The sequence below is a fragment of the Gemmatimonadetes bacterium SCN 70-22 genome (genome assembly GCA_001724275.1).
GTDB lineage: Bacteria > Gemmatimonadota > Gemmatimonadetes > Gemmatimonadales > Gemmatimonadaceae > SCN-70-22.
Genome location: MEDZ01000003.1, coordinates 147,024 through 173,874 on the forward strand (window position 1 = coordinate 147,024; position 26,851 = coordinate 173,874).

General features: G+C 69.5%; 20 protein-coding genes and 1 pseudogene. 12 read left to right on the forward strand and 9 right to left on the reverse strand.

Features of this window, described 5'->3' with window-relative positions; genetic code table 11:
• Positions 1-155: 155 nt before the first annotated feature.
• The 3 genes from ABS52_02105 (at position 156) to ABS52_02115 (ending at position 3,091) form a co-directional block, all read left to right on the forward strand.
• Positions 156-677, forward strand: coding sequence for a hypothetical protein (locus ABS52_02105; GenBank protein ID ODT04968.1), 522 nt, complete (start codon positions 156-158; stop codon positions 675-677).
• Between the two features lie 145 nt (positions 678-822).
• Complete coding sequence (locus ABS52_02110) at positions 823-2,388, forward strand: hypothetical protein (GenBank protein ODT04969.1); 1,566 nt, start codon at positions 823-825, stop codon at positions 2,386-2,388.
• Positions 2,389-2,476: 88 nt separating this feature from the next.
• The gene (locus tag ABS52_02115) at positions 2,477-3,091 is read left to right on the forward strand and encodes a hypothetical protein (GenBank protein ODT04970.1); all 615 of its coding nucleotides are present in this window, start codon (positions 2,477-2,479) and stop codon (positions 3,089-3,091) included.
• Between the two features lie 18 nt (positions 3,092-3,109).
• Here the strand turns inward: ABS52_02115 and ABS52_02120 are convergent, their stop codons facing one another.
• Complete coding sequence (locus tag ABS52_02120) at positions 3,110-4,363, reverse strand: 4-hydroxy-3-methylbut-2-en-1-yl diphosphate synthase (protein ID ODT04971.1); 1,254 nt, start codon at positions 4,361-4,363, stop codon at positions 3,110-3,112.
• An 80-nt stretch (positions 4,364-4,443) separates the two neighbouring features.
• Between ABS52_02120 and ABS52_02125 the strand changes: the two genes are divergently transcribed.
• On the forward strand, positions 4,444-4,998 hold the full coding sequence (locus ABS52_02125) for a hypothetical protein (GenBank protein ODT04972.1): 555 nt from the start codon (positions 4,444-4,446) through the stop codon (positions 4,996-4,998).
• A gap of 269 nt (positions 4,999-5,267) precedes the next feature.
• Entirely contained in the window at positions 5,268-5,477 is a 210-nt protein-coding gene (locus tag ABS52_02130) for a cold-shock protein (GenBank protein ID ODT04973.1), read from the forward strand.
• Between the two features lie 112 nt (positions 5,478-5,589).
• Here the strand turns inward: ABS52_02130 and ABS52_02135 are convergent, their stop codons facing one another.
• The 6 genes and pseudogenes from ABS52_02135 to ABS52_02160 form a co-directional block, all read right to left on the reverse strand.
• Positions 5,590-8,997, reverse strand: a complete 3,408-nt coding sequence (locus ABS52_02135; protein ODT04974.1) for a hypothetical protein — start codon at positions 8,995-8,997, stop codon at positions 5,590-5,592.
• A 137-nt stretch (positions 8,998-9,134) separates the two neighbouring features.
• A complete protein-coding gene (locus ABS52_02140; GenBank protein ID ODT04975.1) occupies positions 9,135-10,367 on the reverse strand; it encodes a sodium/glutamate symporter in 1,233 nt (410 codons plus the stop codon).
• A gap of 344 nt (positions 10,368-10,711) precedes the next feature.
• Positions 10,712-11,274, reverse strand: a pseudogene (locus ABS52_02145) (fasciclin).
• Positions 11,275-11,505: 231 nt separating this feature from the next.
• Complete coding sequence (locus ABS52_02150; GenBank protein ODT04976.1) at positions 11,506-12,858, reverse strand: argininosuccinate lyase; 1,353 nt, start codon at positions 12,856-12,858, stop codon at positions 11,506-11,508.
• A 110-nt stretch (positions 12,859-12,968) separates the two neighbouring features.
• Positions 12,969-14,234, reverse strand: coding sequence for an argininosuccinate synthase (locus tag ABS52_02155; protein ODT04977.1), 1,266 nt, complete (start codon positions 14,232-14,234; stop codon positions 12,969-12,971).
• A gap of 67 nt (positions 14,235-14,301) precedes the next feature.
• The gene (locus tag ABS52_02160) at positions 14,302-14,847 is read right to left on the reverse strand and encodes an arginine repressor (GenBank protein ID ODT04978.1); all 546 of its coding nucleotides are present in this window, start codon (positions 14,845-14,847) and stop codon (positions 14,302-14,304) included.
• Positions 14,848-15,055: 208 nt separating this feature from the next.
• Here ABS52_02160 and ABS52_02165 point away from each other — a divergent pair, with 208 nt between their 5' ends.
• From ABS52_02165 to ABS52_02175, 3 genes are all read left to right on the forward strand, one after another.
• A complete protein-coding gene (locus tag ABS52_02165; protein ID ODT05116.1) occupies positions 15,056-16,006 on the forward strand; it encodes an N-acetyl-gamma-glutamyl-phosphate reductase in 951 nt (316 codons plus the stop codon).
• Positions 16,003-16,767: an acetylglutamate kinase gene (locus ABS52_02170; protein ODT04979.1), complete on the forward strand. Its 765-nt coding sequence runs from the start codon at positions 16,003-16,005 to the stop codon at positions 16,765-16,767. Before ABS52_02165 ends, ABS52_02170 begins: the two co-directional genes overlap by 4 nt.
• Before the next feature lie 128 nt (positions 16,768-16,895).
• Positions 16,896-18,086 carry a hypothetical protein gene (locus tag ABS52_02175; protein ODT04980.1) on the forward strand — a complete coding sequence of 397 codons (1,191 nt, stop codon included), beginning with the start codon at positions 16,896-16,898 and terminating at the stop codon, positions 18,084-18,086.
• A gap of 31 nt (positions 18,087-18,117) precedes the next feature.
• Here the strand turns inward: ABS52_02175 and ABS52_02180 are convergent, their stop codons facing one another.
• Positions 18,118-18,774 (reverse strand): hypothetical protein, encoded by a 657-nt coding sequence (locus ABS52_02180; GenBank protein ODT04981.1) that lies wholly within the window; start codon positions 18,772-18,774, stop codon positions 18,118-18,120.
• Positions 18,775-18,927: 153 nt separating this feature from the next.
• Between ABS52_02180 and ABS52_02185 the strand changes: the two genes are divergently transcribed.
• The 3 genes from ABS52_02185 (at position 18,928) to ABS52_02195 (ending at position 23,299) form a co-directional block, all read left to right on the forward strand.
• Positions 18,928-20,520 (forward strand): hypothetical protein, encoded by a 1,593-nt coding sequence (locus tag ABS52_02185; protein ODT04982.1) that lies wholly within the window; start codon positions 18,928-18,930, stop codon positions 20,518-20,520.
• A gap of 2 nt (positions 20,521-20,522) precedes the next feature.
• Positions 20,523-21,143, forward strand: a complete 621-nt coding sequence (locus ABS52_02190) for a hypothetical protein (GenBank protein ODT04983.1) — start codon at positions 20,523-20,525, stop codon at positions 21,141-21,143.
• Between the two features lie 65 nt (positions 21,144-21,208).
• A complete protein-coding gene (locus ABS52_02195; protein ODT04984.1) occupies positions 21,209-23,299 on the forward strand; it encodes a hypothetical protein in 2,091 nt (696 codons plus the stop codon).
• Positions 23,300-23,363: 64 nt separating this feature from the next.
• Here ABS52_02195 and ABS52_02200 read toward each other — a convergent pair whose 3' ends face one another.
• Complete coding sequence (locus ABS52_02200) at positions 23,364-25,532, reverse strand: hypothetical protein (protein ODT04985.1); 2,169 nt, start codon at positions 25,530-25,532, stop codon at positions 23,364-23,366.
• Positions 25,533-25,627: 95 nt separating this feature from the next.
• Here ABS52_02200 and ABS52_02205 point away from each other — a divergent pair, with 95 nt between their 5' ends.
• Complete coding sequence (locus ABS52_02205; GenBank protein ODT04986.1) at positions 25,628-26,848, forward strand: molybdenum cofactor biosynthesis protein MoeB; 1,221 nt, start codon at positions 25,628-25,630, stop codon at positions 26,846-26,848.
• Positions 26,849-26,851: the final 3 nt, after the last annotated feature.

A 26,851-nucleotide genomic window follows, 5' to 3' on the forward strand; every position in this document is an offset into this window, starting at 1 on the left:
GGCGTCAACTCGAGGCCCTCTACACCAGGACTTCTGGGGACCATAGCTTGCGGCCAGCCACGGCGCGGCGATCGACGCGGGCGCCGTGGACCCGCTCGAGGTACGCCCGCGGCCTTCGGCCGTCGTGGAATCCACGTAGCCAGCGACTTTCGATCATGCGATATCGGACCCTGACCTCGCTCTACGTTCTCCTGATCCTCGTTGCCTGCAGCGGCGGCGAGAAGGCGCCGGCCGACACCGCGGTCGCCTCGGCGGCTCCGGACGCTCCCCCTCCGGCACTCTCGACGCCTGCCACCTCGCCGGCTCAGGTTCCACTCCAGCCGGGGACGGCGGCCGCCATCACCGGGGCGATCATCGAGGTGAGGATGATTGGAGATGCGAAGGGGTATCGTTTTGAGCCGCAACACATTACGGCGAAGTCAGGTGATGGCGTCAAGTTCGTCGTGGTATCGGGCGGACCTCATGAGATCGCCTTCGATCTCGCATCGGTGCCGGCGGAGAGTCGGGATCGGTTGCAGTGGAACATGCCGAATGCGACAAACGGACGTTCCCCGCTGCTGGTCGCCGAGAACGAGACGTGGACCGTTTCGCTCGGGGGACTGAAGCCAGGTCGGTATCCCTTTGTCTCCACGCCGCGACTCCCCCAAGGGATGAAGGGAGAGATCGAGGTCCGGTAGGCGGGACTATATGCGCCACTCCGGAACGTACTCTCGCGCGGCGCTCGCGACGCGTCGGTTCCGGTTCATTCCGCGTTCGGCCTGGCTGGGCGCACGTGCGCGGAATGCCCTGTCACGGCCTTGGCGTCTTATCGGCGTGGGTCTGGTGATCTTCGTCGTGGTCCTGACCGGATACCTCCTCCTGCCAGCGGGCGTACGTGGCGTCATGACCATGGTGCGCGCGCCGCGTGTGGAGTGGCGGGACACGACGATCCTCATTCAGTCGGAACGGGTGCGGAGGGCGAGTCTGGACGCGGCCGAGGCGTCATTGGCGCGATTGCGTTCGATTGATGCTTCGTTGTTGGCGCCACATACGCCCGTCGCGCTCAGTGCCGAGGAGGCACTTCGGCGCGACTCGCTTCGGGCCGTGGCCTCGTCGCTGAGCGAACTGCTTCGCCGTGCGGACAACGCGCCGCTCCCCGAGTCGTTCCGGGGGGTGGCGAGCCTTTCCGTCCTTCGTGACGATGCGCGAATCCGGGCGCTCGCCGACACACTCGCCGATGTCGAGCGAGAGCGCGATGCTCTGGGGGCGGGTGCGACGGTCGATCCCGTCTTCGTGGCACTCACGACCCAACTCAATGAAATCGGCCGCCGAATCACGGCCATCGGCGACGAGCGCCTGGCTCAGCTGCGTCAAGCCATACAATCGCTCGAGTCGCCTCACGAACGCGGCGCGGCGGACGCGGGGCTGCGCGCACTCCCCGATTCGGAGCCCCTGCTGGACGCGCGTCGCGAGGCACAGCAGAGGTACGACGAGGCGCGGCGTGCACTCCAGGCGGCGCGAGCCGAGAATGCAGCTGCCGATTCGATGGCGGCCCGGGCACGTGCCCGGAGCCAGCTTGCGCCGCTTCCGATCCTGGTGCTTGGCGCCGCGACCATCGCCGCCTTCCTCGCCTTCGGGCTCGCCATGTTCGACGAGATGCGCAGCCCCCGTGTGGCCGATGTCGTCGAAGCGGAACGACTCACCGGACTTCGCGTGCTCGCCGTGGCTCGCCTGCGGGAGGTGCCGCCCGAGCGCAGCCGTCGAGCTGCCGACCAGCAGGTGCCGGCGCTGCTGGATCCGACCTACGACGGGTATCGCGTCCTGGCGTGGCACCTCACGTCGCAGTGGCCGCGTGATGGCATTGTGACCGTGACGGGCGACGAATCGATCGTGGTGGCGACGGTGGCGGCGAACCTGGCGGCCATCCTGGCCAACGATGCCCGCACCACCCTCCTGATCGATGCGGACCTGGCGGCCGAGCCCGTGCGCACCGTGCTCGCGCTGCCGCAAACGCCCGGACTGGCTGCGGTGGTGGAGAACCGCCGCAAGTGGTCCGAGGCGCTCGTGGGGGTGATCGTGGGACGGGGGCGCTCCATCGACGTCCTTCCCGGGGGCGGGCGTCAGTCGGCACTGGGACCGGCCGAGTCGCAGGTGCTGGTCGACGAGGTACGGCGAGCGGCGCGGCGACACGACGCGACCATCGTCGTCACCTCGCTGGCGGGAGTCAAACGATTCCGTGCAGGAGATGACGTCGTGGTCTGTGCCACGCAATCGAAGACCCGCCTATTCACGCTGGAGCGCACCGTGGCCACGCTGGTCGACGAGGGGGCGCGCGTACGGGGCGTCGTCTTGTGGGAGGGGCCGCTGCCCGCCTCCGTGTCCGACAACGTCGGCGCCGACGCCGCGTAGAGAATCCGGCAGCCGGTCTCCTCGCCTCGTCCGGCGCAGACGGATACCTTTCCAGTCTGGCGCTCTCGCTTTCCCGGTCGTTTTCCGCATGTCTGCTCCCGGCTACTCGGACCGCATCAACCACGCGCTGGCCTTCGCGGCCAAGCATCACGACCAGCAGGTGCGGAAGGGGACGCGTCTCCCCTATCTCACCCATCCTGCCAGCGTGGCCATCATCCTCACCCGTTACGGGCAGGATGACGACACGATCATCGCCGGGATCCTGCACGACGTGATCGAGGACACGGTGAGCGAGGCCTACTCGCGGGAGATGCTCGTCCAGCGCATCCGGGACAAGTTCGGCGAGAGCGTGCTGGAGTCGGTGCTGCAGGTGACGCACCGGAATGTCGACGACGAGGGGGTAGAGCTGTCACCGGTCGACCGCAAAGCCGACTACCTCGAGCGTCTCGCGTCGGCGTCGGAGCGCGCCCGCTGGGTCTGCGCGGCGGACAAGCTGCACAACGCGGCCTCGCTCGCGGCGGATCTCGGGCGCACGGTCGACCCCGGCGCCGTGTGGGGGCGGTTCAAGCTCGGCAAGGAGGGGACCGTGCGCTGGTACCGAGATGTGTACAACCGCCTGGAAGCGCTCGGCTTCAAGGCCGCCATCATGCCGGAACTGGGCGCCACGGTCGACGAACTGGAGTCGCTCGCGCGCGCCTCCTGAGGGAGCGCCCGGTCGCGCTCAGCGGTCGATATGCACGGTCGATGCTCCGTCGCCTGCGCTGGGGGCGTAGCGCGTGGCGACGTAGTCCTCGAGGATCACGAGGAACTCCTGGACGATGCGATCGCCCTTGAGCGTCGTCATGAGCTTGCCGTCCACGTACACGGGCGCCTTCGGCTCCTCGAACGTCCCCGGGAGGGAGATCCCGATGTTGGCGTGCTTCGACTCGCCCGGGCCGTTCACCACGCATCCCATCACGGCCACCTTGAGCTCCTCCACGCCGGGACGCGTCGAGCGCCACACTGGCATCTGCTCGCGCAGGTAGCCCTGGATGTCCTCGGCCATGTGCTGGAAGAAGGTCGAGGTCGTGCGCCCGCACCCCGGGCAGGCCGTCACCTGCGGGGTGAACGATCGCAGGCCGAGCGACTGCAGGATCTGCTGCGCTACCTGCACCTCTTCCGTGCGGTCGCCGTTGGGGCGGGGCGTGAGCGAGACGCGAATGGTGTCGCCGATTCCCTCGGCGAGGAGAATCGACAGCCCGGCCGTGCTGGCGATGATTCCCTTGCTCCCGAGCCCCGCCTCCGTCAGCCCCAGGTGCAAGGGGTAATCGCAACGCGATGCAAGGCGGCGGTAGGTTTCCACCAGGTCCTGCACTTGCGAGACCTTGGCGGAGAGGATGATCCGATCGTGCGCGAGTCCGGTATCCTCGGCGAGCGCCGCCGAGCGGAGCGCGCTCTCGAGCATGGCGTCGATGTAGACGTCGCGGGCGTCGCGGGGGGCGGTGGCGCGGGCGTTGGCGTCCATCATGTCCGTCAGGAGGTCCTGGTCGAGCGACCCCCAGTTCACGCCGATACGCACCGGCTTGCCGTGGTCGACCGCCACCTGCACGATGGCCCGGAAGTTCTCGTCGCGCCGCTTGCTCCCCACGTTTCCGGGGTTGATCCGGTACTTGGCGAGCACCCGGGCACAGGCGGGATGCCTGGTGAGGAGGAGATGGCCGTTGTAGTGGAAGTCGCCGACGATCGGGACGTCGACGCCCAGGTCCGCGAGCCGGCTTGCCAGCTCGGGGATGGCCTGCGCCGCCTCGTCGTTGTTGACCGTCACCCGCACGACCTGCGAGCCGGCGCGCGCCAGGGCGGCGACCTGCTCGGCGGTGGCGGCGGCATCGGCGGTATCCGTATTGGTCATCGACTGCACGACGACCGGATGTGGGGAACCGACCTTGACCCCGCCCACCGAGGCGACCACCGTCTTTCTACGAGCTGCAAACGTCACTCTGTCAGATCCGTCAGGGGACGCATAAAGTTATCGCTATCCGGCCACCGTCTCCCATCCCCCGCATCGAGCGAGCCAGAATGCCCGATTCCGAGATTCCCGACCGCGGTTACAACACACGGGACGTCGCCGAAGTGACGGCGCCGAAGCGGAAAAGCTTCGCGAGGCGCCATTGGGGGAAGTTGACGATCGCCGCCCTCGTCGGCATCCCGACGCTCGTGCAAGTGGCCCGGTCGTACCTTGCGCTGGCGTACACGTACTCGACGGGTGATCGAGTCGGTTACGTGCAGAAGCTCTCTCGGAAGGGGTGGGTATGCAAAACCTGGGAGGGGGAGCTCCAGATCTCCAACATCCCGGGGAGCGCCCCGGTTCTCTTCAATTTCACCGCCAGGACCGATTCCATCGCGCGGGCGATCCAGGCCGCCGAAGGGAAGCAAGTGGCGCTGACATTCGAGCAGCACCCCGGGATCCCCCTGTCGTGCTTCGGGGAGACGGAGTACTTCGTGACGGCGGTCCGGGTGATCTATCCTCAGCCAGGGTATCCCGGCCTCCCGGCCCCCGCTGCCCATGAGTCGACGCCGGCTCCGCCGGCGACCTCCGCGCCCGGGGTTCCCCCAGCCGTCCCCAAGCGGTAGCCCAGTCCGTCCGGTCGGCGAATCCTGCCCCCCTCTCCACCCAAAGGGGTGGGTGACGGGGGTGGTAACCGACGCCCGCGCATATCCGGCATTGTTCAGGTAGCCCGTCAGTCCTATATTCGTCGCGCTCGAACGCGCCCTGTGGTTCGGGGCGCGTTGCCGTTCCGGTGCGGATGGACGGCGCTCGTCGAGCGGAATGTCCGCTGGATGGCTTTTGCCTGGGTCGGCGTGATGCGCGCTTCCCGGCAAGCATACCTCAGGAGTGCAGCATGCGTACGACCGGAAAGGTGAAGTGGTTCAACGACGCGAAGGGGTTCGGCTTCATCACCCCTGACAACGGCTCCAAGGACTGTTTCGTGCACTACAGCGCGATCCAGGGCTCGGGCTTCAAGTCGCTCGCCGAAGGCGATGCGGTGGAGTTCGAGATCACGCAGGGCGAGAAGGGCCCGGCGGCCGAAGGAGTCGTGAAGATCGGCTAAGCGGCGAAACCACCCAGCCTAACGGCAGGGCGAAGGCCGACAGGGCGTCCCGTAAGGGGCGCCCTGTGTCGTTGGTGGCAGGCCTGCTGGCGCCACGGCACTCGCTCGGTGATCAGCGCCTCGCGTTCCCTCCGTCCGTCGCCCGGTCCGTCGCGGCACCCACTTCCACGACCCGCAGCAGGTGCGGCTCTCCACCCTTGGGTTGCACCTGAATCGCCACGCCGGCGAAGGGAGTGCGCCCGGCCGGAATCGTCGCCTGCCACGCGTTCGCCCTGGCATTCCAGCGCGCCCCCATGCCCCGCTCGGCCGGCTGGTCGGTCACGCCCACGTACCCATACGCGGGGTTGAAGACCACGTCCTCGTAGTCAAGAGAGACCGGCGTCGATGCAGGCCCGCTGTGGTCCACCACGGCCTTCCACTTGCCCGCTGCCGGGTTGCGGATGACGAGCGTTTCCTCGCCCTGGGTGTCACCGTCGGCGCGCGAGGCCACGCACTCCTTCCCCGTACAGTCGAACAGGTACAGGTCCAGGTCCTCGCCGACCGGCGACGCTGCCCCCTTCCCCGCCACCCGCGCACGTACCGTGAGCAGCGTCGTCCCCGCCGGGACATCGATGTCGAAGACGCGCTGCTCACGCGCGGCCAAGTCGGCCCGTGCGCGTCGCGACGCCCCCATCGGAATCCCGATTGCTCCCCCGTGGAAGGCGCCGAGCGCGTTGCCGAGCGAGATCTCGGTTCCGTGGTCGCCGTTTCCGGCGATCGCGGCGCCGCTCAGGTCGGCGCCTAACGCCGTGATCGTGACCGTCGCCTCAGTGGGCGGCACCGCCGAGTCCCCCTTGGCCTGCTGCCAGTCGAAGGTTCGCGTATCCTCAACGTCCTGCAGTCGCACCTCCCACGTTCCCGGCACGGGGTCGGAGATCCAGTACACCTGGTTGGCGGCGGGCGGCGGGGCGCCGAATCCGCCGATGCCCGTGACACCACGCGTGTCGGGGCGCATGATGGCCACCGTCGGGCGGCGCTTGGGCGCGCTCACCTCCACCTTCAGTGCCGAGACCCCCGAGGGAACCCGGTAGTACAGGTGCGTCATCCCCGGGCGCGGGATCGACACGCGGTTCACCACCTTGAAGCTGTCGGCGGGCATCGTCTGTGCTGCCACGATGGTCGCCGCGGTGCGGAACTCGACACCGGGGGCGCCGGCGTAATCGAGCGTCAGGATCGCCGAGTGGACCCCGGCCGTGGCCGGCGCCACGCGCACCGGGAGTTCTATCGGGCGATTGAGTGGCAGGGTGACGGTCGTCGTCGCGGCGGCGAAGGTTCCCGCGTCGTTCCCCAGCCACCCTAACGTGAACGGGAGGGCGCCGCGCGGTCCCGACGTGCGGATGAGCGTGAAGATACGGGTCCCGGTGTCGCCTGGGGCCCATCCCTCGCGCTCGAACAGGCCCACGCCGGCGTTTGGCTCGGCCAGCAGGTGGCTCGTCGCATGCCGCACCGGTGCCTTCGACGCGATGGCGATGGTCGTCCTCGATGAATCCATCGCCTTCAGCGCCTCCCACGCTCCGGCGATGTTCACCACGCCGTTCCCCTGCTTGTACGACGGCAGGTGCGCAACCCAGCGTCCGCTGGTCATGAGCGCCTGCCGCAGGCGATAGGCATCGTATGTCACCCCTGCCTGCTTGGCGGCGCTGATGAGGAGCGCCACCGCCCCAGCCGTGGTGGGTGTCGCAGTCGACGTTCCTCCGGCGATGTTGTACCCCGGCGGGAGCTGCATCAGCCCCGGGATTGCCGTCCCCTCCAGGAAGCCTCGCCCGGTGCTGACGTAGTTGGACGGGGCGATGATGTCGGGCTTGGCCGCCCCGTTCCCCATGGGGCCATAACCGCCGGTGATGAGCAGGTTGTCGTCGTGCTCCACCCGTACCCCGTGGTTGGCCAGGAAGTTGGCCTTGCTCTCGTGCCCCCCCACCGAGATCGCCCCCGGCGCCAGCGCGTAGTCGTCGACGGCTGCCAGTACCGCGTAGTTGTGCGTGGGGATCACGATCGGCTTCCTGTACTTCGCGATGAGCCGCCCGTAGATGACGGTGGGGACGAGCCGTCCGTCGAACAGCAGGTAGTTGCGCGCGATCAGCGAGCTCTGTTCCAGGAAGATGACGTCCACCGCCGGGTGCTTGGCGGCGATGATCACCGCCTCGGTCTGGCCATACGCCGAGCCCCCTTCAGCGACATTCACGAGCTTGGCCCCCGGTGCCATCCCGTCGAACCGCCCGGCCGTTCCGCGACTGGCCACCGCCGCTCCCACCACCAGCGAGGCGTGGCTCTGCACGCCGAAATTCAGGGCGACGAGCCGGCGTGCCTTGTCGATCTGGATCGCGTAGCTCACGCTCTCGCGCACCGGCGTCGACGGGTTGTCCTGACCCAGCACGCCGAACTCGTGACGTGCGGCGAAGTCGACATACGCCTTCTCGTCGCCGAAGTCGCGGTCCTGGTCGGTGTCGAGCCAGACCTCGCCCCTCGCCTCATTCCACAGCACGGCGAACAGCCGGCTCGACCCCTTGGGGTTGCCGTCGCGGTTGAGGTCCTTGTCGATGCCCGCGCGATTGAGCGAGTCGAACACCGCTTCGTCGAGGATGGCGATGCGATACGTGCCCGACGCGGGCGCCGTGTAGGTGGAGCCCCGATACGAGAAGGTGCCATCGGTGCCGGCGGTGACCTCGTCCTTCATCCGCAACCACTGCCCGTCGTCTTCCTCGTCGATGTCCACGGCGGTCATGTAGCCCACGATCTTCTGCGTCGGCTGGCCATCGGCGGTCAGCGCCACCTGCAACTCCGGGAGGAGCGCGTCAAGGCTCTGATCGATGATGGCGATCCCCGTCCCCCGGCCGTCGAAGGTGGGATTGGCGCGCCGCCACTCCACCCCGCCCATGTCGGTGATGGGGTCGTAGCGGTCGATGAGCGGCGTTTCCGGGAGCGCTGGGGGCCAGGGCCTTCTCGTCGTGTCGGCGACCCCCACCACGTCCCGGCTGAAGGGCGACGAGAATGCGGACGTGAACGGGAGTGCCCCGGACGTTGCGGCTGACGAGAGGCGCCCCGCGGCGTCGGGCGCCTCGCCCCCCGTCGTCGGATCGCCTCCCGCCAGCCCCAGCGCGCGGCTGAGCCGCGAGATGGAGACATCGGCGCTGTGGACCAGCACGTGCCCCACCAGCCGGTCCACGCTGTCCACGGGGAGCCGCACTCGCAAGTAATCCACGTCGTCGTCGCGATAGCCGATCGTCCCGCCCAACCTGCTCACCAGCGCCGCCACCTTCGCGTTCTGTCCCGGCATCGACGCGACGACGAGGGTGACGGTCGTGTCGCCGCGCGCGCGTGCGGCCGCGAGCTCACCCCGGGCGTCCTTGAACAGGAAGGGGCGCCGCGGAGGATCGCCGCGCAATGCGTCACCCCGCGGCTGCGCCGCGACAGGGAGGGAGACGAGGATAGCCTGCGCAAGGGCGGCCACGACGAAGGTGCGAACGACTGAACGTGCGAGCATGGGTCATCCGGAGCTGAGGGACAATTCCGATCATGTACCGTGATCCTGCCACCGCCGGGAGCCGTGCAACCACGTGTCCGCGTGCGGCTGGCGTGCAGCCAGCCACGGCACTTGCTCTCGTCGGCGAGGTGCGCGTGCTACCCCTTCACCATGTTGATGAAGGTCGTGATGATCACCGCGTTGCTGAAGTCGATGAAGAACGCCCCCACCATCGGGAGGACGAGAAACGCGCGGGGCGCGTCGCCGAAGCGTTCCACGAGCGACTTCATGTTGGCCACCGCCGTTGGCGTGGCCCCCATCCCGAAGCCGCAGTGTCCGCTGGCCATCACCGCCGCATCGTAGTCGCGTCCCATGAGGCGGAACGTGATCCACCTGGCAAACGCGGCCATCACGACCACCTGCGCGGCGAGGATCACCAGCATCGGAACGGCGAGGTCGAAGAGCTCCCACAGCCGCAGCGTCATCAGCGCCATGGTGAGGAACAGTGCCAGGGCGATCGTTCCAAGGTCGTCGATCGTCCTGGCGGAGATGCGCACCAGGCGGGACGTCTCGAACACGTTGCGCGCGACCGCCGCGACCAGCATTGCGCCGATGTACGCCGGCAGCGTGACGTACTGCGCCGCCCACTGTGACACCACGCCTCCGAGCGCCATGCACCCCAGGATGACCGCGATCATCTGCAACAGGCTGTAGGCGGTGGGCGCCTCGCCGGCCGGCTCGGTGTCGATCTCGGCGTCGAGCGCTGCCGCCTCGACGGCGGAAACCGCGACGTCACCGGTCGGTGCCGGCGCCGAGCGGAGGCCGTGCCGGTGCATCAGGCGTGTCCCGACGGGACCGCCCAGGAGGCCGCCCGCGACGAGGCCGAACGTTGCAGCTGCCATCGCCAGCGCCATGGCGCCGGAGAGCTGGTACTGCTCCTCCAGCAGCTTGCCGAAGGCCGCTCCCGTGCCATGCCCGCCCGTCATCGTGATGGAGCCGGCGATGAGCCCGAAGCGCAGATCGACGCCGAGCAGCTGCGCGATCCCGATTCCGACGCCGTTCTGTACGATGGCCAGGAGCGATGCCAGCAGCCAGAAGACGAGGACCTGCGGACCGCCGCGCCGCAGCAAGGCCACCGACGCACCCAGCCCGATGGTGGTGAAGAAGGCGATCATGAAGGGCGTCTGCAGCGCCGCGTCGAACTCGATCGTGAGCAGCCCCGACTGGCGCAGCGCCAGCGCCAGGAGCGCGAAGGCGAATCCACCGATGACCGGCGCCGGGATGTTGAAGCGGTCGAGGAGGGTCACGCGACGGCGGATGCCGTACCCGACGAAGAGGACGACGGCGGCGAGTGCCACGGTCTGGATCGGATCGAGCTGCAATGTGGGCACGCGCGACGGGAGATCGGGGACGACAGCTGCCGGAAGTCTGGCGGGCGGAAGTCCGCGCAATATGGGCGCATGCACGCACAACCGGCGAGGCCCCAACGGCCGATGGGGACGATCTGCGCCGAGGGTGCGAGGGCGACGCGCGTCGGAGCGGCATTCGAGGCCTCTCCGACGCTGCCGTCCGCCGACGGGAATGTCGCGTCCCCGCTGCGTCCCGACGACGCGCTCGGTCGGGCGCGCCGTGACGTGCGCCGTGACGCACGCCGCCGCTAGGCGGATGCAAGCCGGGCCGATGCCCGTGCGTGCTCGAACGAGTCAAGCACGCACGAGCGGCCTGCGTTCGGACGCTACTTGGCTGCCGGGAGGATCACCGCGTCGACGACATGCACGATCCCGTTGGAACCGCGCACCGACGCCACGATCTTGGCGCCATCGACGGTGATCTCGTTGCCCGACTTCTTGATCGTCACCGATCCGCCGTCGGCCATGCTGAGGGTCATCCCTTGGTGAGATCCGCGGCCTCGAACACCGAGGTCGTCACGTGGTGCTGCAGGATGCCGCGCAGCTTGTCGACGTTGGCAGGCTTGAGCAGGTCTTCCACCGTCCCCTTGGGGAGCTTGTCGAAGGCCGCGTTGGTGGGGGCGAAGACGGTGAATGGTCCTGCATTTGCCAGCGCGTTCACGAGGTCGGCCGCCTTGAGGGCGGTGACGAGGGTGGTGTGATCGGCGGAGCCGACGGCGATCTTCACCACGTCCTTCTGTGATTCGTCATCCTGGACGGCCGCTTGACCGCCAACAGGGGCAGCGTCCGGCGTGGCAGCGGCGGGCGTTCCTCCTTCCTCCTTCGCGGGGGAACAGGCGAGGGTGAGGGCCGTCGTCAGGAGGAGCGTGAGGAAGGGGCGCGTTGTCATGAGGGTTCTGTCCTGTGGGCGGGAATGCCGCGCAAGCCATGCAGTATTGCGCGCAATGGCGATGATGTACCGGCCGCATCGCTGCGTCCGTAGGGGACTCCACGTAGCGGATGTCGGCGCGGAGGCGCGGCCATGGCCGGGAGATCCCCTGCGTGAAAGCGAACCGGCCACCCGCGTAAATGGGTGGCCGGTATGGCAGCTTTTCTGGAGTTAGGGTGGTCGTGGCGCACCCTATCGATGGTGTGGCTCTCCCTGCGATGACGAGGTGTCGAGCGCTGCGCGTGCCCGTTCGATCTGTGTCCTGACCGCGCCCGGGCCGGTTCCTCCTTCGACGTCGCGCCGCACAAGGGACCGCTCGGGAGACAACGCATCGTACACGTCGTCGCCGAACGCGGCATGTGCGCGAGCGTATGCGGCACGCGGGAGCGCGTGCAGCTCGAGCCCGGTGGCCTCGCACTCGCGCACGAGCGCGCCGACCGCCTTGTGCGCTTCGCGAAACGCGACCCCCTTCTCCACCAGGTAGTCGGCCAGGTCGGTCGCCATCATGGCGCTCGAGACCGCGGCACGCATGCGTTCCCGGTCGAAGGTGAGTTCCTCCACCGCGCCGGCGACGGCCGGCAGGACAAGGAGCAGGGTGTCCACGGCGCCGAACATCGCGCGCTTGTCGTCCTGCAGGTCCTTGTTGTATCCGCTGGGGAGTCCCTTCAGCGTGCCCAACAGGGAGACGAGGTCACCCATCAGGCGTCCTGCCGAGCCTCGCGCGATCTCGAGGGCGTCGGGGTTGCGCTTCTGGGGCATCATGCTCGAGCCCGTGGAGTAGCCGTCGCCGAACCTCACGAAGGCGAACTCGCTCGACCCGAACAGGATGAGGTCTTCCGCCAGCTTCGAGAGATGTGTTGCCATCATCGAGCAGGCAAAGACGACCTCGACCACGAAGTCGCGGTCGGCGACGGCGTCGATCGAATTGGGCGAGACCGCTTCGAACCCCAGCGCGTCCTTGAGGAAGGTGCGGGAAATGGGGAAGGCGCAGCCCGCCACCGCCCCCGACCCCAGTGGGAGCGAGGCCGCACTGCGCGCGGCCACCGCCAGCCGCAGCCGGTCGCGCTCGAGGGGCCAGAAGTGCGAGAGCACCCAGTGCGCCGCCGAGACCGGGATGGCGCGCTGCATGTGCGTGTAGGCCGGGAGTATGGCTTCCTGCAACCCCTCCGCGTGCGCGAGCAGGACCGCCTGCACCTCGCGGACGGCGCCGTCGAGGCGCTGGCAGGCGTCCATCGCCCACATCCGGGAGGCGGTCGCCACCTGGTCGTTGCGCGAGCGTCCGGTGTGCAACTTGGATGCGACCGCACCCGCCTCCTCGTGGAGGAGGCGGTCGATCATGGTATGGATATCCTCGTCAGAGTCGATCGGCACCTCGCCCGCCGCGAGTCGCCCGGCGACCCTGTCGAGGCCTGCGCCGATGTCCGTGCTCTCCTCACTCGTCAGGATGCCGGCGCGGCTCAGTGCGGTGGCCCACGCCTTCGAGAGCCTGACGTCGAAGGGCCACAGCCGGAAGTCGATCCCGATGGAGCGGTTGACGGCGTCCATGATGGCCGCCGACCGGGCGTTGAAGCGGCCGCCCCACAGACGGTGACCCCCGGCAGGCGTTGCGCCTGCCGGGGGAGTGGTCGACGGTCGAGGGGTACCGGCAGGGTCGCTCACGCGTACGCGAGCGTCGTGTCCTTCGCCCCCTCGCCTTCCTGCTTGTGGTGCTGCTTGAGCTCCAGGTCCTTGAGCGCGCGCACGCGCATGGGGAGGCCGTAAAGGCGGATGAAGCCAGCTGCATCCGACTGCTGGTACACGCCGTCGTCCTCGCCAAACGTGACGAAGCGCTCGTCGTAGAGCGCCTGCTCCGAGGCGCGCCCCGCGACGACGATGTTCCCCTTGTAGAGGCGAAGCGTCACGGTGCCCGTTACGCGCGCCTGCACCACGTTGACGAAGGCGTCGTACGCCTCCCGTTCGGTGGTCCACCAACGCCCCTCGTAGACGAGATCGGCGTAACGCGGCGAGATGACGTCCTTGGCGGCGATGGTGCGCCGGTCCAGAACCAGCATCTCGAGCTCGCTCAGCGCGGTGTACAGCAGGGTCCCGCCCGGCGTCTCGTACACGCCGCGCGACTTCATCCCGATGAGGCGATCCTCGACGATGTCGGCGCGTCCGATCCCGTGCCGCCCGCCGATCCTGTTGAGCGCCATGATGAGCTCGACCGGGCCGAGCTTCTCGCCATTCACCGCGACCGGCGTCCCGCGCTCGAAGCCGATCGTCACGAGCTCGGCCTCGTTGGGGGCGTCCTCGGGATCGGTGGTGAGCATGAACATGTCCTTCAGCGGCGCCTGATTCGGGTCTTCGAGGACACCGCCTTCGTGCGAGATGTGCCAGAGATTGCGATCGCGTGAGTAGATCTTCTTGGTGGTCGCGGCCACCGGGATGTTGCGTTCGGCCGCGTAGGCGAGCGCGTCCTCGCGCGAGCGGATCGTCCACGACGGCTCGCGCCACGGGGCGATGACCTTGAGGTCGGGGGCGAAGGTCATGTACGTCAGCTCGAAGCGCACCTGATCGTTCCCCTTGCCGGTGCAGCCATGCGCGAGCGCGGTCGCGCCGACCTTGCGGGCGACATCGACCTGGCGCTTGGCGATGATCGGGCGGGCCATCGAGGTACCGAGGAGGTACTTGCGATTGTAGATCGCGCCGGCGCGAAGCGTCGGATAGATGAAGTCCTCCACGAACTCCTTGCGGAGGTCCTCCACATAGCACTCGGCGGCACCCGAGGCGATGGCCTTCTCGACGACCCCCTTGAGTTCGTCCTCCCCCTGACCGACGTCGGCCGCAACGCAGACCACGCGCGCGTCATAGTGCTCGCGCAGCCAGGGGACGATGATCGAAGTATCAAGCCCGCCGGAGTAGGCGAGGGCGATGGTCTGCATGGGTATGCTCCGAAATAGAGATAAACTTTCACCTATCCTGCATAATCTACCAACCTGCCGCTGCCCGTCAATCGGGGGACGGCGACGAAGGCGCGACCGTCGGCCGCCGCCCCCCCCCCCCCCCCCCCCCCCCCCCCCCCCCCCCCCCCCCCCCCCACGCCGACTGCGAGAGCTTCTCGATCCGCTTGTGGAGTCGCTCTCGCGCCTCCCGGGAGCGGCAGATGATGAGCACGGTATTCTCGCCGCCGATCGTCCCGACCACTTCGGCCCACCCTGCCGAATCGATCGCTTCGGCCACCGGCTGCGCGCCACCGTAGATCGTCTTCAGGACCAGCAGTTCGCCGACACCGTCCACCGAGTCGTAGAACTGGGGGAGGACGTCCTCGACCAGGGTTCGCTCGTCCTCGCCCGCCAGCGATTCCGGTGAGGCATAGCGCGGCCCCTCGTTGGTGGGGATCCGGACGAGGCGCAGCTCGCGCAGGTCGCGCGACAGCGTCGACTGCGTGACATCCCAGCCGCGGTCCTTGAGGAGCTGCCGGAGCTCCTCCTGGCTTCCGACGGGCTGTGCCGCAACGAGCTCACGGATGGCCGCGTGACGATCGCGTTTGTTCACGGGAGTCGAGAGATGAGGGACGTGATGGTGCCAGAGATTAGCGCGTCCCCCCCGAGCCAACCACCCCTGTGGCGACCGTCCGCTGCCGACCGCCTCGGCGAGACTCGCCTTTCGAGCGAGTCAGTCGGCTCCAACTCCGGTTTCGTTTGCCGGCCGGGAGGCAATTGACAGAAGGCCGCTGACTGAATATGCATTCATCGTGCATAGAATTCCTGTCGGAGTCTTCGGGGCGAGCGGATATGCGGGGCGAGAGCTCTGCGCGCTCATCAACGCCCACCCCCAGCTCGAGCTGGTCTACGCGACCGCCAACGCCCACCGTGGCGAACGCGCGCGCCTGGGCGCACGCGACGTCACCTTCATTGCAACCGACGACGCGCCGATCGCGAAGGCCGAGGTGGTCTTCAGCGCCCTTCCGCATGGTGCCTCGGCTACGTGGGTCGAGCGCGCTCGTCGCGAGGGTGTGCGGGCCATCGACCTCTCGAGCGACCTGCGGCCGGGACACACGACGCAGCCGGTGCCGTATGGGTTGACCGAGGTCAATCGCGAGCAGCTGCGTGGCGCGGAATTGATCGCCAACCCGGGGTGCTATCCCACGGCGGCGCTGCTGGCGCTCGTGCCCCTCCTGTCACGCGGGCTGGTGAAGCCGGGCTCCGCGATCGTGGTGGACGCTGCCAGCGGGGTGACCGGCGCGGGCAACTCCCCGAAGCCGGAGCTCCTCTTCGGCGAGGTGACCGAGAACTATCGCGCCTATGGGGTGGGGAACGAGCACCGGCACCTTCCGGAGATGCGCTCGCTGCTGAACAGCTTCGAGGCGGACGCCGATCTCCTGTTCACGCCGCACCTCCTCCCGGTGGCGCGCGGGATTCTCTCCACCATCACGGTGCAGCTGACCGAAGAGCTGGGGCAGCCGCTCGCCATCTGGCATGAGCACTTCGCCGGGGAGCGCTTCATCGAGATCACCGAGCAGCTCCCGGCGCTCCGCGACGTGGCCCATCGCAACACCGTGCGGATCACCGTGCGGGAGGCGCACGGGCTGCGGACGCCGACGCTCATCGTCCTGTCGGCGATCGACAACCTGGTGAAGGGAGCGGCGGGACAGGCGCTCCAGAACGCCAACGTCTCGCTCGGGCTGCCGGAGGAGCTGGGGTTGCCGCTGTGACGACGCGCGTGATCAAGATCGGCGGGCGTGCCCAGGGCGACCCGGGCCTCGCCCCCGCCATCGCGTCGGCCGTGGCGCGCGGGGACCGTGTGTGCGTCGTCCACGGTGGCGGCGACGAGGTCTCGCAGCTGCAACGCCAGCTGGGGGCGGAGCCGGCGTTCCACAATGGCCGCCGCGTCACGACCGAGGGCGACCTGCTGGTCGTGCGGATGGTCCTGTCGGCCACGGTGAACAAGCGCCTGGTCGGCGCGCTCGCCGCCGCCGGGCTTGCCGCCGCGGGCATCTCGGGCGAGGACGGCGGACTCCTGACGTGCCGCCTCTTCGCCGATGGTGCGCTCGGGGCGGTGGGCGAGCCGGAGATCGTGAATCCCGCGCTCGTGCACGCACTCTTCGCCGGCGGGTTCGTCCCCGTCATCTCGCCGGTCGGACGCTTTGCGGACGGCAGCGGCTGCAACGTGAACGGTGACGACGCGGCCGCTGCCATCGCCGCGGCGTTGGGCGCCGACGAACTCGTCCTGGTGGCCGATGTCCCGGGTGTCCTCGACGCAGGGGGCGCGGTCATTCCGCAGCTGGACAGCGACGGGATGGCCGACCTGGTCGCCAGCGGCGGGGCAAAGGGGGGGATGATCGCCAAGCTCGAGTCCGCCCGTCGCGCCCTGGACGGCGGCGTGGGGCGAGTGCGCGTCGGCAACCTGGCAGCGATTCCCGATGCGAGCGCCGGCACCACCCTCGTCGCGCACGCCGAGCGACGATCGCGATAGGCTGCGGGACGAGCCTCGCCCGCCCGTCGCGAACCGGCGCCCGCAACCTTCGCCACCCCGTTCCACCCGTCGCTCCCTCCCCGTTCGCCTGCCCTCTGCCCTCCCTCCTCTCGTCTCCGAGGTTTCCGATGCCTGCTTCCGTCGCCTCGCATCCCGCGACCGATGCCCTGCTCCCCGTGTACAAGCGCGCACCGATGGAGCTGGTGCGTGGCGAGGGCGTGGAACTCATCGACAGCGAAGGCAAGCGCTATCTCGACTTCACCAGCGGGATCGCGGTGAACGCGCTGGGCTACGGCGACGCGCAGCTTCAGGAGGTCATCAGGCGGGCTGCCGAGGGGCTGATTCACGTGTCGAACCTGTTCCGAACCGCGCCAGGCGAGCAGCTGGCGGACAAGCTGGTCGCAACCTCGTTCGCCGACCGCGTCTTCTTCGCCAATTCTGGCGCGGAAGCGAACGAGGGGGCCTTCAAGTTCGCGCGCCGCTGGGCACGCAACGTCGGTGGGCCAGCCAAGCACGAGATCTTCTCGCTGCGCGGAGCGTTTCACGGGCGTCTCTTCGGCACGGTTGCCGCCACCGATCGCCCCCAGTACCGCATGCCGTTCCGCCCGCTGGCGGGAGGCATCTCGATCCTCGAGCGCGACCTGGACGACCTCGACATCTCGCTCAACTCCGAGACGACGGCTGCCCTCATCCTCGAGCCGATCCAGGGCGAAGGGGGGGTGCGAGTGTTCGAGGCGGACTTCGTGCGCGCCGTGCGCCAGCTGACGCAGGAGCGTCGCATTGCGCTCATCTTCGACGAGATCCAGTGCGGACTGGGGCGCACCGGGCACCTGTATGCCCACGAACGGTTGGGGGTCACGCCGGACATCATGACGCTGGCCAAGCCGATTGCCGGCGGACTCCCCATGGGGGCGATCCTCGCGACCGACGAGATCGCCTCGGCCCTGCAGCCGGGCGAGCATGGGACGACGTTCGGCGGTGGGCCGTTCGTCGCCACCGTGGCCCTGCACGTCTTCGAGCGACTGTCGGATCCGCAGCTCCTGGCGCACGTGCGCGAGGTAGGGGCGTGGTTCGGGGACCAGCTGCACGGGATTGCCGCGCGCACGGCGCGCGCGCGCGCCGTGCGCGGCGCGGGCCTCATGTGGGGGATCGACGTCGTGGAGCCGGCGGCCGAAATCATCGCACGCGCGCGGGAGGCGGGGCTCCTCCTCGTCTCAGCTGGCGAGCACACCGTGCGCCTGCTCCCGCCACTGGTCGCGACACGCGAGGAGCTCGCGCGCGGGTTGACCATTCTCGAAGGGGTGATGGCCGCGGGGTAGGCAACTGCGGCCCCCGCATCGCCCCCTGCGTTCAGAACGCGATGCCGATGGTGATGGGGATCGTGCGCATGTCGTTGAAGCGCGCCTTCCCTTCACCGATCGAGAGGTTCTGCAGGCGTCCCTCGACGAAGCCGGTCAGCGAGCGGAGGCGGACGCGGACTCCTGCACCGCCATTGTAGGTCAGCGCCGTGTCGCTCACGTCGTTGGCCGACTCGGTTGCTCCGGTGCTCAGCCGGCTGGCGCCGACTCCGCCGATGAGATAGAAACCGCCGACCAGCGGGAGCTCGATGTTTCCGATGAGGCCGAGCGCCGATGACACGCCGCTCCCGCCACTTCCGTCACCCGGGATGGTGCGCGCGAGCAGCGGCACGGGGGTGCGTTCGTCGAGTGACGGGGCCACGGCGAGCGGCACGACCTCGGCAACGCGGTTCTTGAGCGAGAAGCGCTGGTAGCTGACCTCGGGGCGCAAGCGGATTCCCTGCCCTGCGAACCTGACGATCAGGGAGACGTCTCCGTGGATGCCGAGCTTGTGGTAATCCCCGAAGGCGCCGGTCGGGAGCGCCGTACCTGCGGACACCACGACGGACACCGGGCGTGACGGTTCGGCATGCCACTGGGCCCGCAATGGAACGGTCACCATGCTGCTGGCGGCGAGCATCATCAGGGCGATCGACGAGGTGTGTGTCATGCGGGACTCCGTGAAGCCGGGGCGGCGCGAGCACGACGCGGCGGGTGGCAGGGCCGGTGTGCGACCTCATGCAAATGTACGGATCCTTGACGGCCCTCCACCACGCCCCGGCGCTAGATTCCGAGATCGTCCACCCCGGGGTCACAGTTTCCCATGACGTGTCGGTTCCTGATCGCCATCGCTCCGCTCCTGCTCGTGTCATCGCGGGGAGCGGCCCAATCGCGCCCGGCCCTGCCCGCCAAGCCGCGCCTCGTGGTGCACGTGGCGGTCGACCAGCTGCGGCCGGACTATCTCGATGCGTACGCCGGGCAGTTCACGGGGGGCTTCGCTCGCCTGCTGCGTGGCGGGGCCTACTTCCCCAACGGGTTCCAGGACCACGGCATCACCGAGACGGCCCCGGGGCACTCGACGATGATGGCGGGGCGATTCCCCCGTGGCACGGGGATCGTCGCGAACGACGCCGGCGTCCTCGACATCCAGTCCCCCCTGGTGGGGGCCCCCGGCGATCCCGCGTCCCCCTTCCGCTTTCGCGGGACGGTGCTCGGTGACTGGCTGCGCTTCGCGGACCCTCGTTCGCGCCTCCTGTCGGTGTCGCGCAAGGATCGCAGCGCCATCCTCCCGTTAGGCCGCGCGAAGGGGGAGGCGTACTGGTACGCGCCCAAGGCGGGGATCTTCACCACGAGCCGCTGGTACGCCGACACCCTTCCGACGTGGCTCCAGCGGTTCAATGCGCGGCGCCTGCCGCAGTCCCATGCCGGGAAGACGTGGGAGCTGCTCCTGCCGGCGTCGTCGTATCCGGAGCCGGATAGCGTGGCCGTCGAGGCGACGGGGGCTGCGTACACCTTTCCGCACCGGCTTCCCTCCGACACGGCGGCAGCGGTCGAGGGGCTGAAGGACTTCCCCGTGATGGACGAGATCACGCTGCAGCTGGCGCTGCAAGCGGTACAGGCGCGCGAACTGGGCGCCGATCGTACGCGCACGGATTTCCTCTCGGTCTCGCTGTCCACCACCGACGCCATCGGCCACAAGTACGGCCCGGACTCGCGCGAGCTGCACGACCAACTGGTGCGGCTCGATCGATACCTCGGAGGGTTCCTCGACTCGCTCTACGCGCTGCGCGACTCGTCGTCGATCGTCATCTCCCTCACGTCAGACCACGGCGTCGCGCCGTACCCCGACAGTGGCTTCGTGACGCGCTATCGCAGCGTCCCTGGCGGGCGGGTCGATCCACGCCCACTCGTCTCGACGCTCCGCCAGGCGCTGGCCAGGGCCGGCGTGGACAGCAGCGGCTATCTATGGGACGATGGCGTCCTCTACCTCGATTCGATCCCGTTCGCGCGGGCGCGCGTGAATCGCGACTCGGTGGCCCGGGTGTTCGCCCGGCGCATGGCGCGGGTCGAGGGCGTGATGCGAGCCGACCTGTACGCCGACCTCGTGAAGCGCGGCCCCGGGGCCGACGTGATCACGCGTCGCTGGCTGCACATGTTTCCCCCCGACCTCCCGGTGGCGGTCGTGGTCACGCTCAGGCCGTACTGGTACCTGGCGGGAAAGCGGGATGCGAGCCATGGCACACCGCACGACTACGACGCGCGCGTCCCGGTTCTCTTCTACGGAGCGGGCATCAGGCCGGGGCGCTACGCGGATACGGTGCGTGTGGTGGACATCGCGCCGACGTTGGCCCGGCTGGCCGGCGTGCGGCCGATGGAGCGCCTCGACGGCAAGGTCCTGACCCGGGTGCTACGCTAGCGATGCACCGTCGTCCCATCGTGAAGGCGGCGTTCGACCAGGCGCGCTTCGGGGCGACACGCATCCTCAACGTGCGCGACCCGCTCCTGAGCGGCGCGGAAGCGGTGCGCCGTGCCGATGGGTGGATTCGCGCCAAGCAGGTGGAGCGCGCCGAGGAAGTCCTGGTGATCACCGGGCGCGGCGCCGGGAGCCCGGGGCAGGAGCCGGTCGTCCGCGAAGCGGTGCGGAAGCTCCTGGGCCGCTTGCGACGGCAAGGCGTCGTTGCGGAGTTCCGCGAGCATACGCCCGGGTCGTTCGCGGTGCGGCTCGCCTCGCTGCGCGCGATGTTCGAGGCGCCCCCGCGCACGCGCGATGGGGGCGCATCCCGACCCTCCCGCCGTGCCGCCCGGACACCTGCCACGCTCCCCGGCCTGGAGCCCGAGACCCTGGCGCTGCTCCGCCGCCTCGCGATCCATTCCCTCGACTCGTTGGGAATTGCGGCGCCGGACGAGGCATTCATCGGGAACGAGATGGCGCGAAAGTTCTCGCTCCTGGCACGCGCCGCGGGCGGCCAGCCGTCCGAGGACATGCTGCGCACCGCGTTGCATCACGCCCTGCTGGAGTACGAGGACGGCGACGCCTGATGGCGCGTCCGTCTCTCCTCCCCCCGACCTCCCACCACTTCGAGGACGCCGTGACTTTGCTGCGTTTGTCGTTAGGTCTCTCCCTCCTCGCCGCCCCGATCGGCGCGCAGGACATCACCGGATTCACGCGCGCCCAGGCTGACCGCCAGCGGCAACTGGAGCGCGCGGCGACGTCGGTCCCCTCGCCCGAGCGGGCGCAGGCGCACTCACGCGCCCTCTCGGCGGAACCCCACGTGGCCGGGACACCGGCGCAGGCGCGCACGCGCGACTACGTCATCGACCAGATGAAGGCGATGGGATTGGAGACGGAGGTGCGACAGTACGAGATCTGGATGCCGCACCCGACGAGCGTTCGCGTGTGGCGGGTGGATGGTGGCGGGCGCGAGCTCGACCTGCGAGAGGGCAAGGTGGCAGGCGACCTCACGCTCGGCTCGACGGGGGAAGTCCCCCCCATCAACGGTTACGCCGGGAGCGGCGACGTGAGCGGCGAGGTCGTCTTCGTCAACTACGGTCTCATCGAGGACTACGAGCAGCTGAAGGCGTTGGGGGTCTCGGTTCGGGGGAAGATCGCGGTGGCACGCTACGGGCGCAGCTTTCGGGGGATCAAGGCTCGCGAGGCGGAGCGCAACGGCGCCATCGCCCTCATCCTCTACTCCGACCCGCAGGACGACGGGTACGTGCGTGGCGACGTGTATCCCGAGGGGGCGATGCGCCCGCCGCAGGGGATCCAGCGGGGGGGCGTCGCCAACGGGAACGGCGACCCGACCACGCCGGGATGGGCGAGCGTCGCCGGGGCGCGCCGCCTCCCGGTGGCAGAGCTGAACGTGCCGAGAATCCCTGTCGTCCCGATCGGGTACGGGAACGCCGCGGAGCTGTTGCGCGACCTGCGTGGGACGGCGATCCCTGCGGGCTGGCAGGGAGGGCTCCCGTTCCGCTATCACGTGGGACCTGGTCCGGTGCGGGCGCGCGTGGCCATCGCGACCGACACGGCAACGCGAGCCTACAAGACGATCTGGAACACCTATGGGACGGTGCGTGGAAGTGAGCTTCCCGACGAACTGGTGATCATCGGAGCGCATCGCGATTCGTGGGGGCCCGGCGCCGCAGACAACGTGAGCGGCACCGTGAGCGTCCTCGAGGCGGCCCGGGCGGTGATGGAGCAGGTACGGCGCGGCGAGCGCCCGCGGCGCACCCTCGTCTTCGCGACGTGGGATGCGGAGGAGTGGGGACTGATCGGCTCCACCGAGTACGTGGAGGACGACTCGCTGCGCCTCATGCGCGGGGCAGTGGCATACCTCAACCAGGATGTCGCGGCGCAAGGAAGTGCGTTCGGGGGAGGGGGGTCGCCCTCTCTCCGCGCCGTCCTGCGCGACGTGGTGCGCCAGGTCGACGACCCAAAAGGGGGAAGCATCTATGCCAACTGGCGTGCCTCGGCGCGGCTCGCGAGCGATACGCTGGAGCCCCCGATGGGTGATCCGGGGGGTGGGTCCGATTTCGCGGGCTTCTACAACCACCTGGGGATCCCGCATTCCGACTGGGGGTTTGGCGGGGCGGGAGGCGTGTATCACTCGATGTTCGACTCGTTCGCGTGGATGTCGCGCTTCGGCGACCCCGGATTCTCGTATCACGCGGCGGCGGCGCGCGTAGGTGCCGCGATGCTCCTGCGCCTGGCGAACGCCGAGATCCTCCCATACGACTACGTCGAGTACGCACGGACGATGCGGCGGTACCTGCCGCCCCTGACACAGGCGGTTGCAGCTGCTGGCGGCGGCGTGGACCTGGCGCCCCTCGCGAGCGCGATCGCGGACATGGAGGCAGCGGCGAGCGCGTTCGGGGCGGCCCGGGACGCCGCCCTGGCCGGCGCTCCCCTCCCCGGTGCCTTCCGGGTGGCCAACGAGGCGCTGCTCGGGGTCGAGCGGGCGCTCACGCGCCCGGAGGGGCTCCGCTCACGCCCGTGGTTCCGCAACCTCATCTACGCTGCCGACGAGGACAACGGGTACTCGACGGTCGTCTTTCCGTCGGTGAACGAGGCGCTGCGCCGCCGCGACCTCGCGCTGGCGCGCGCCGAGCTTGCCGACCTGGCGGGGCGGTTTGTCGCCGCCAGCCGCAAGCTGGATGAGGCGCGCGCAGCCCTCGGCGCTGCAGGGCAGCGTTAGGGTAGAGGCGCCCCCACGGGGGCGCCTCGCCGTCCGCGGATCGGCCGGCGCGGGGTGGTGGTGATCACCATGGGGCGGTCGGCGCGCGGCGAAAGATGACGGCGAGGGCAACGAGGAGCGCCAGCGCCAGCACCGCCGTGGTCAGGACCACGAGGAACCGCCCCGGCTCACGCGGCTCGCGCAGCTCGCTCGGCGCGCCGGGCGGAACGGCATTGCGGGAGACCACGCGCCCGGGGAGTTGGGCCTGCCGTCGAATGCGGGCGAGCACGTCGGCGTTCACTGCGACGTCGGCCGCGGTCGGCGCCGTACGCTCCCGAGCGATGACATCCCACTCCTCCGCGACGTCCCCCGGCGACGCAACGGCTTCTGCGAGGGTGGCGGGTTCAGGAGGAGCGACGCTCGGTGCCTCCAATGTCACGAGGGGTTCGCCCACCCCCTCCGCCGCCCGCTCGAGCCCGGATCCCGGTTCGAGCCCGGATCCCGGCTCGAGCGCTGACGCCGGCCCGAGCTCCGATTCTGGCCCGAGCTCGATCGACTGCTCGCCGGGCATTTCCTCGCCGCACGGCTCCTCGAACGCGGGCGGGGACACGGCTTGCGACTCGGCGGGAGTGTGGCGACGGGCGACGTACGCGCGCGGCAGGACCTTCCCGCCACCGGCGCTCGCGCGTGGGTGCGCGGCAGACCGCGAGACTCGGAACGCCGATGGTGGCTGGCGCCGAAGCGGGGGGAGGATGGTGCGCACTTCCTCACGGGCCGCCCCAGGCGACGGGGGAGCGCCCCCAGGCGGGACGGGTGCCACGGGAATTGCGCCTGACGGTTCGCGCCCCGGCTTCACGGTGCGCGGCGTCGGCGGGGCGGCCGTCGTCGGGCGAGGCGCTGCGGGCGCCGGTGCCGCGGACGAACGGGCCGGGATCGTGCGCGATCCCTCGCCCGCCCGCTCGCCGATCGTCGGAACGCCCCCTCGCGATTCGCCTCGGCGCGGTTCACCTGCCATCCATGGCTCATGCCCCCCGTGAGCCGGGTGGAGGCGGGCGAGTGCCTCGCCCCCTCCACCCCGTGCCGCAGTTGAGGAACCGGCCACGCGTGCGGAGGCCCAGTATCCCACGGCCCGCGCTGGGGCAGGGATCGCGGCCACGGCGTTTGCCGGTGTCACAGCGAAGAGGCGCTCCCTGACGCGCGACCGGGCGCTGTCGATCGGCACGGCGCCGGGGAAGCGCACGCGTCCCGAGGGTCCGCGCGATCCCTCTCCCGCTCCTTGGCGGGCCTGCGAAGCGATTCCGGGGCGCGAGGTGTCCGCGAGCTGCCCCGCCTGCCGCTGGGTGCCGCCCGGTTGCAAGCGGTCGTCTCGCACATCCCCGGCGCCCGGCGCCGACGGCGCTGCACTCACAGACCGCTCACGTCCGCGCTCGGGCGCCGAGATCGGCTCCTGGACGACGACGACCAGGTCATGCTCGACGACTGGCGTGGGCGAACGGGGTGGCTCGTGCCGCAGGATCTCCTCTCGTCCGGCCGGACCACGGTGTGCGCGATCGCCAAACCCGCCGCAGCAGGCGCACCCGAGGCGGGGCGAAAGGTCGATCAGGACGTTTTCGTTCCCGAGGAGATACTCCGCGACCTCACTGGGGAATGCCTCTTCCGTGATCGTCACCAGTCGGCATTCAGGGGCGCGCGACTCGAGCGCGCGAGGGGCCGGGCAGCCGCCGGGAAGGGAGAAGTGTCGGCGGCGATCGGGAGGGACGATCGAGTCGGAGATGGCGGGTTGGCGATCGAGCGCGATCCCGCGATCGGCCAGGAGCCGGAGGAAGTCGTGGGGAGCAACCCGCACGTCGATGGACGGGTCGCGCGCGTCGGGGCAGCCGCCGATCACGGTGATGCGCAGCGACAGCGCCGGCTGCAACGCGCGCAGGTACCGGGCGGTGGCGACCGCCGGTGCCACCAGCGACAGGAGGAACGGGGCGAGCTCGCTGCCGGAGGCCAGGAGGCGCGAGCGCAATGTCGGACACGCACAGAACACCGCAGGGGCCCCCCCGCGCGCGCTCACCGCCCGCAGCGCCTCCTCCGCCACCACCTCCTCGCCCCAGCTGACGGGCACGACGAGGTCGTACCCGCACGTCAGGATCGCGTGGGCCAGCTGCAAGGGTCGGGCGGGGAGCGCCGCCAGGACGGCGTCGTTGCCGACTATGGCGACCTCGTAGGGCCGCACGGGCGTGTCGGCCGGGGGGCGGGGCGACATCGGGGCGGGAGGGACGTGCAGACGAGCTCAGCGATTTACCAAGGAACGTGAAAATGCCGCGCGTGTCCAGATAATTCGCCCGGTATATTCTGCCCATGTTACCCCTTTCCATGCCAGCCAATCCGCTCCCCGATCTCGTGGCGGCCGAGTACCTGCGGTACGGTCGCCAAATCTCCCTCCCCTCGTTCGGCGAAGAGGGGCAGCGCCGGCTGCGGGGCAGCCATGTCCTCCTGGTGGGCGCCGGTGGCCTTGGATCGCCAGCGGCCACGTACCTCGCCGCTGCCGGGGTGGGCGCCCTCACGATCATCGACTTCGACCGCGTAGAACCCTCGAACCTTCACCGACAACCACTGTTTGGTGAATCGGCGATCGGTCGTTCCAAGGTCGAAGCGGCCCGCGCTCGGCTGGCGGACCTGAACCCGCACGTACAGCTCGAGATCGTGGACGCCAAGTTGTCCTCGCACAATGCGTTGGACCTTGTATCGCGTTGCGACGTCGTGGTGGACGGGAGCGACAACTTCCCAACGCGATATCTCGTCAACGACGCGTGCGTCCTTGCCGGGCGCCCCAACGTCTACGCCTCGGTCCTGCGCTTCGACGGTCAGCTGTCGGTGTTGGGTGCGCCCGACGGTCCCTGCTATCGCTGCCTCTTTCCCGAGCCGCCACCTCCGGGGACGGTTCCAAGCTGCGCCGAGGCTGGGGTGCTCGGGGTGCTCCCCGGGCTGCTGGGAACGATGCAGGCCCTGGAAGCCATCAAGCTGCTGAGTGGCGTGGGGAGCGTTGCCGTCGGACGGCTCATCCTGGTCGATGCCCTGCGCCTGGAGTTCCGCTCCATCACGGTGCGGCGTGAGCCGTCGTGTCCGGCCTGCGGAACTCGCACGCTCGGCGCGCTCGTGGACTACGAGGATTTCTGCGGGATCTCGGCGGCGGGAGCGAGCGAGGGGGCTGACGCGGATGGTCGGGTCATGCCACCTCCCGGCGACGGGGGATGGGCGGGCGCGCGAGAATTGCACCCGGCGGAACTCGCCAGGCGCGTGGCGGAAGGGATCCGCTTCACGCTGGTCGACGTGCGTGAGCCGTGGGAGTGGAAGATCGGGCACATCGCTGGCGCGCGGCACATCCCGCTCGGGAGCGTCACGGGGGCGGTGACGACGCTCGACCGGGGGGAGGAGATCGTGGTCTACTGCCACCACGGCGTGCGATCGCTGGCGGCCGCGGGCTTCCTTGCCGAGCAGGGATTCCGACGACTCTGGAACCTGTCGGGCGGCATCGACCGATACGCGGTCGAAGTGGACCCGTCGATGCCGCGCTACTGAGCG

Bases quoted from the DNA above. Each gene is read 5' to 3' on its own strand.
- ABS52_02105 (ODT04968.1), top strand. From the start codon at position 156: ATGCGATATCGGACCCTGACCTCGCTCTACGTTCTCCTGATCCTCGTT.
- ABS52_02115 (ODT04970.1), top strand. From the start codon at position 2,477: ATGTCTGCTCCCGGCTACTCGGACCGCATCAACCACGCGCTGGCCTTC.
- ABS52_02125 (ODT04972.1), top strand. From the start codon at position 4,444: ATGCCCGATTCCGAGATTCCCGACCGCGGTTACAACACACGGGACGTC.
- ABS52_02130 (ODT04973.1), top strand. From the start codon at position 5,268: ATGCGTACGACCGGAAAGGTGAAGTGGTTCAACGACGCGAAGGGGTTC.
- ABS52_02135 (ODT04974.1), bottom strand. From the start codon at position 8,997: ATGCTCGCACGTTCAGTCGTTCGCACCTTCGTCGTGGCCGCCCTTGCG.
- ABS52_02150 (ODT04976.1), bottom strand. From the start codon at position 12,858: ATGGACGCCGTCAACCGCTCCATCGGGATCGACTTCCGGCTGTGGCCC.
- ABS52_02155 (ODT04977.1), bottom strand. From the start codon at position 14,234: ATGCAGACCATCGCCCTCGCCTACTCCGGCGGGCTTGATACTTCGATC.
- ABS52_02175 (ODT04980.1), top strand. From the start codon at position 16,896: ATGCCTGCTTCCGTCGCCTCGCATCCCGCGACCGATGCCCTGCTCCCC.
- ABS52_02180 (ODT04981.1), bottom strand. From the start codon at position 18,774: ATGACACACACCTCGTCGATCGCCCTGATGATGCTCGCCGCCAGCAGC.
- ABS52_02185 (ODT04982.1), top strand. From the start codon at position 18,928: ATGACGTGTCGGTTCCTGATCGCCATCGCTCCGCTCCTGCTCGTGTCA.
- ABS52_02190 (ODT04983.1), top strand. From the start codon at position 20,523: ATGCACCGTCGTCCCATCGTGAAGGCGGCGTTCGACCAGGCGCGCTTC.
- ABS52_02200 (ODT04985.1), bottom strand. From the start codon at position 25,532: ATGTCGCCCCGCCCCCCGGCCGACACGCCCGTGCGGCCCTACGAGGTC.
- ABS52_02205 (ODT04986.1), top strand. From the start codon at position 25,628: ATGTTACCCCTTTCCATGCCAGCCAATCCGCTCCCCGATCTCGTGGCG.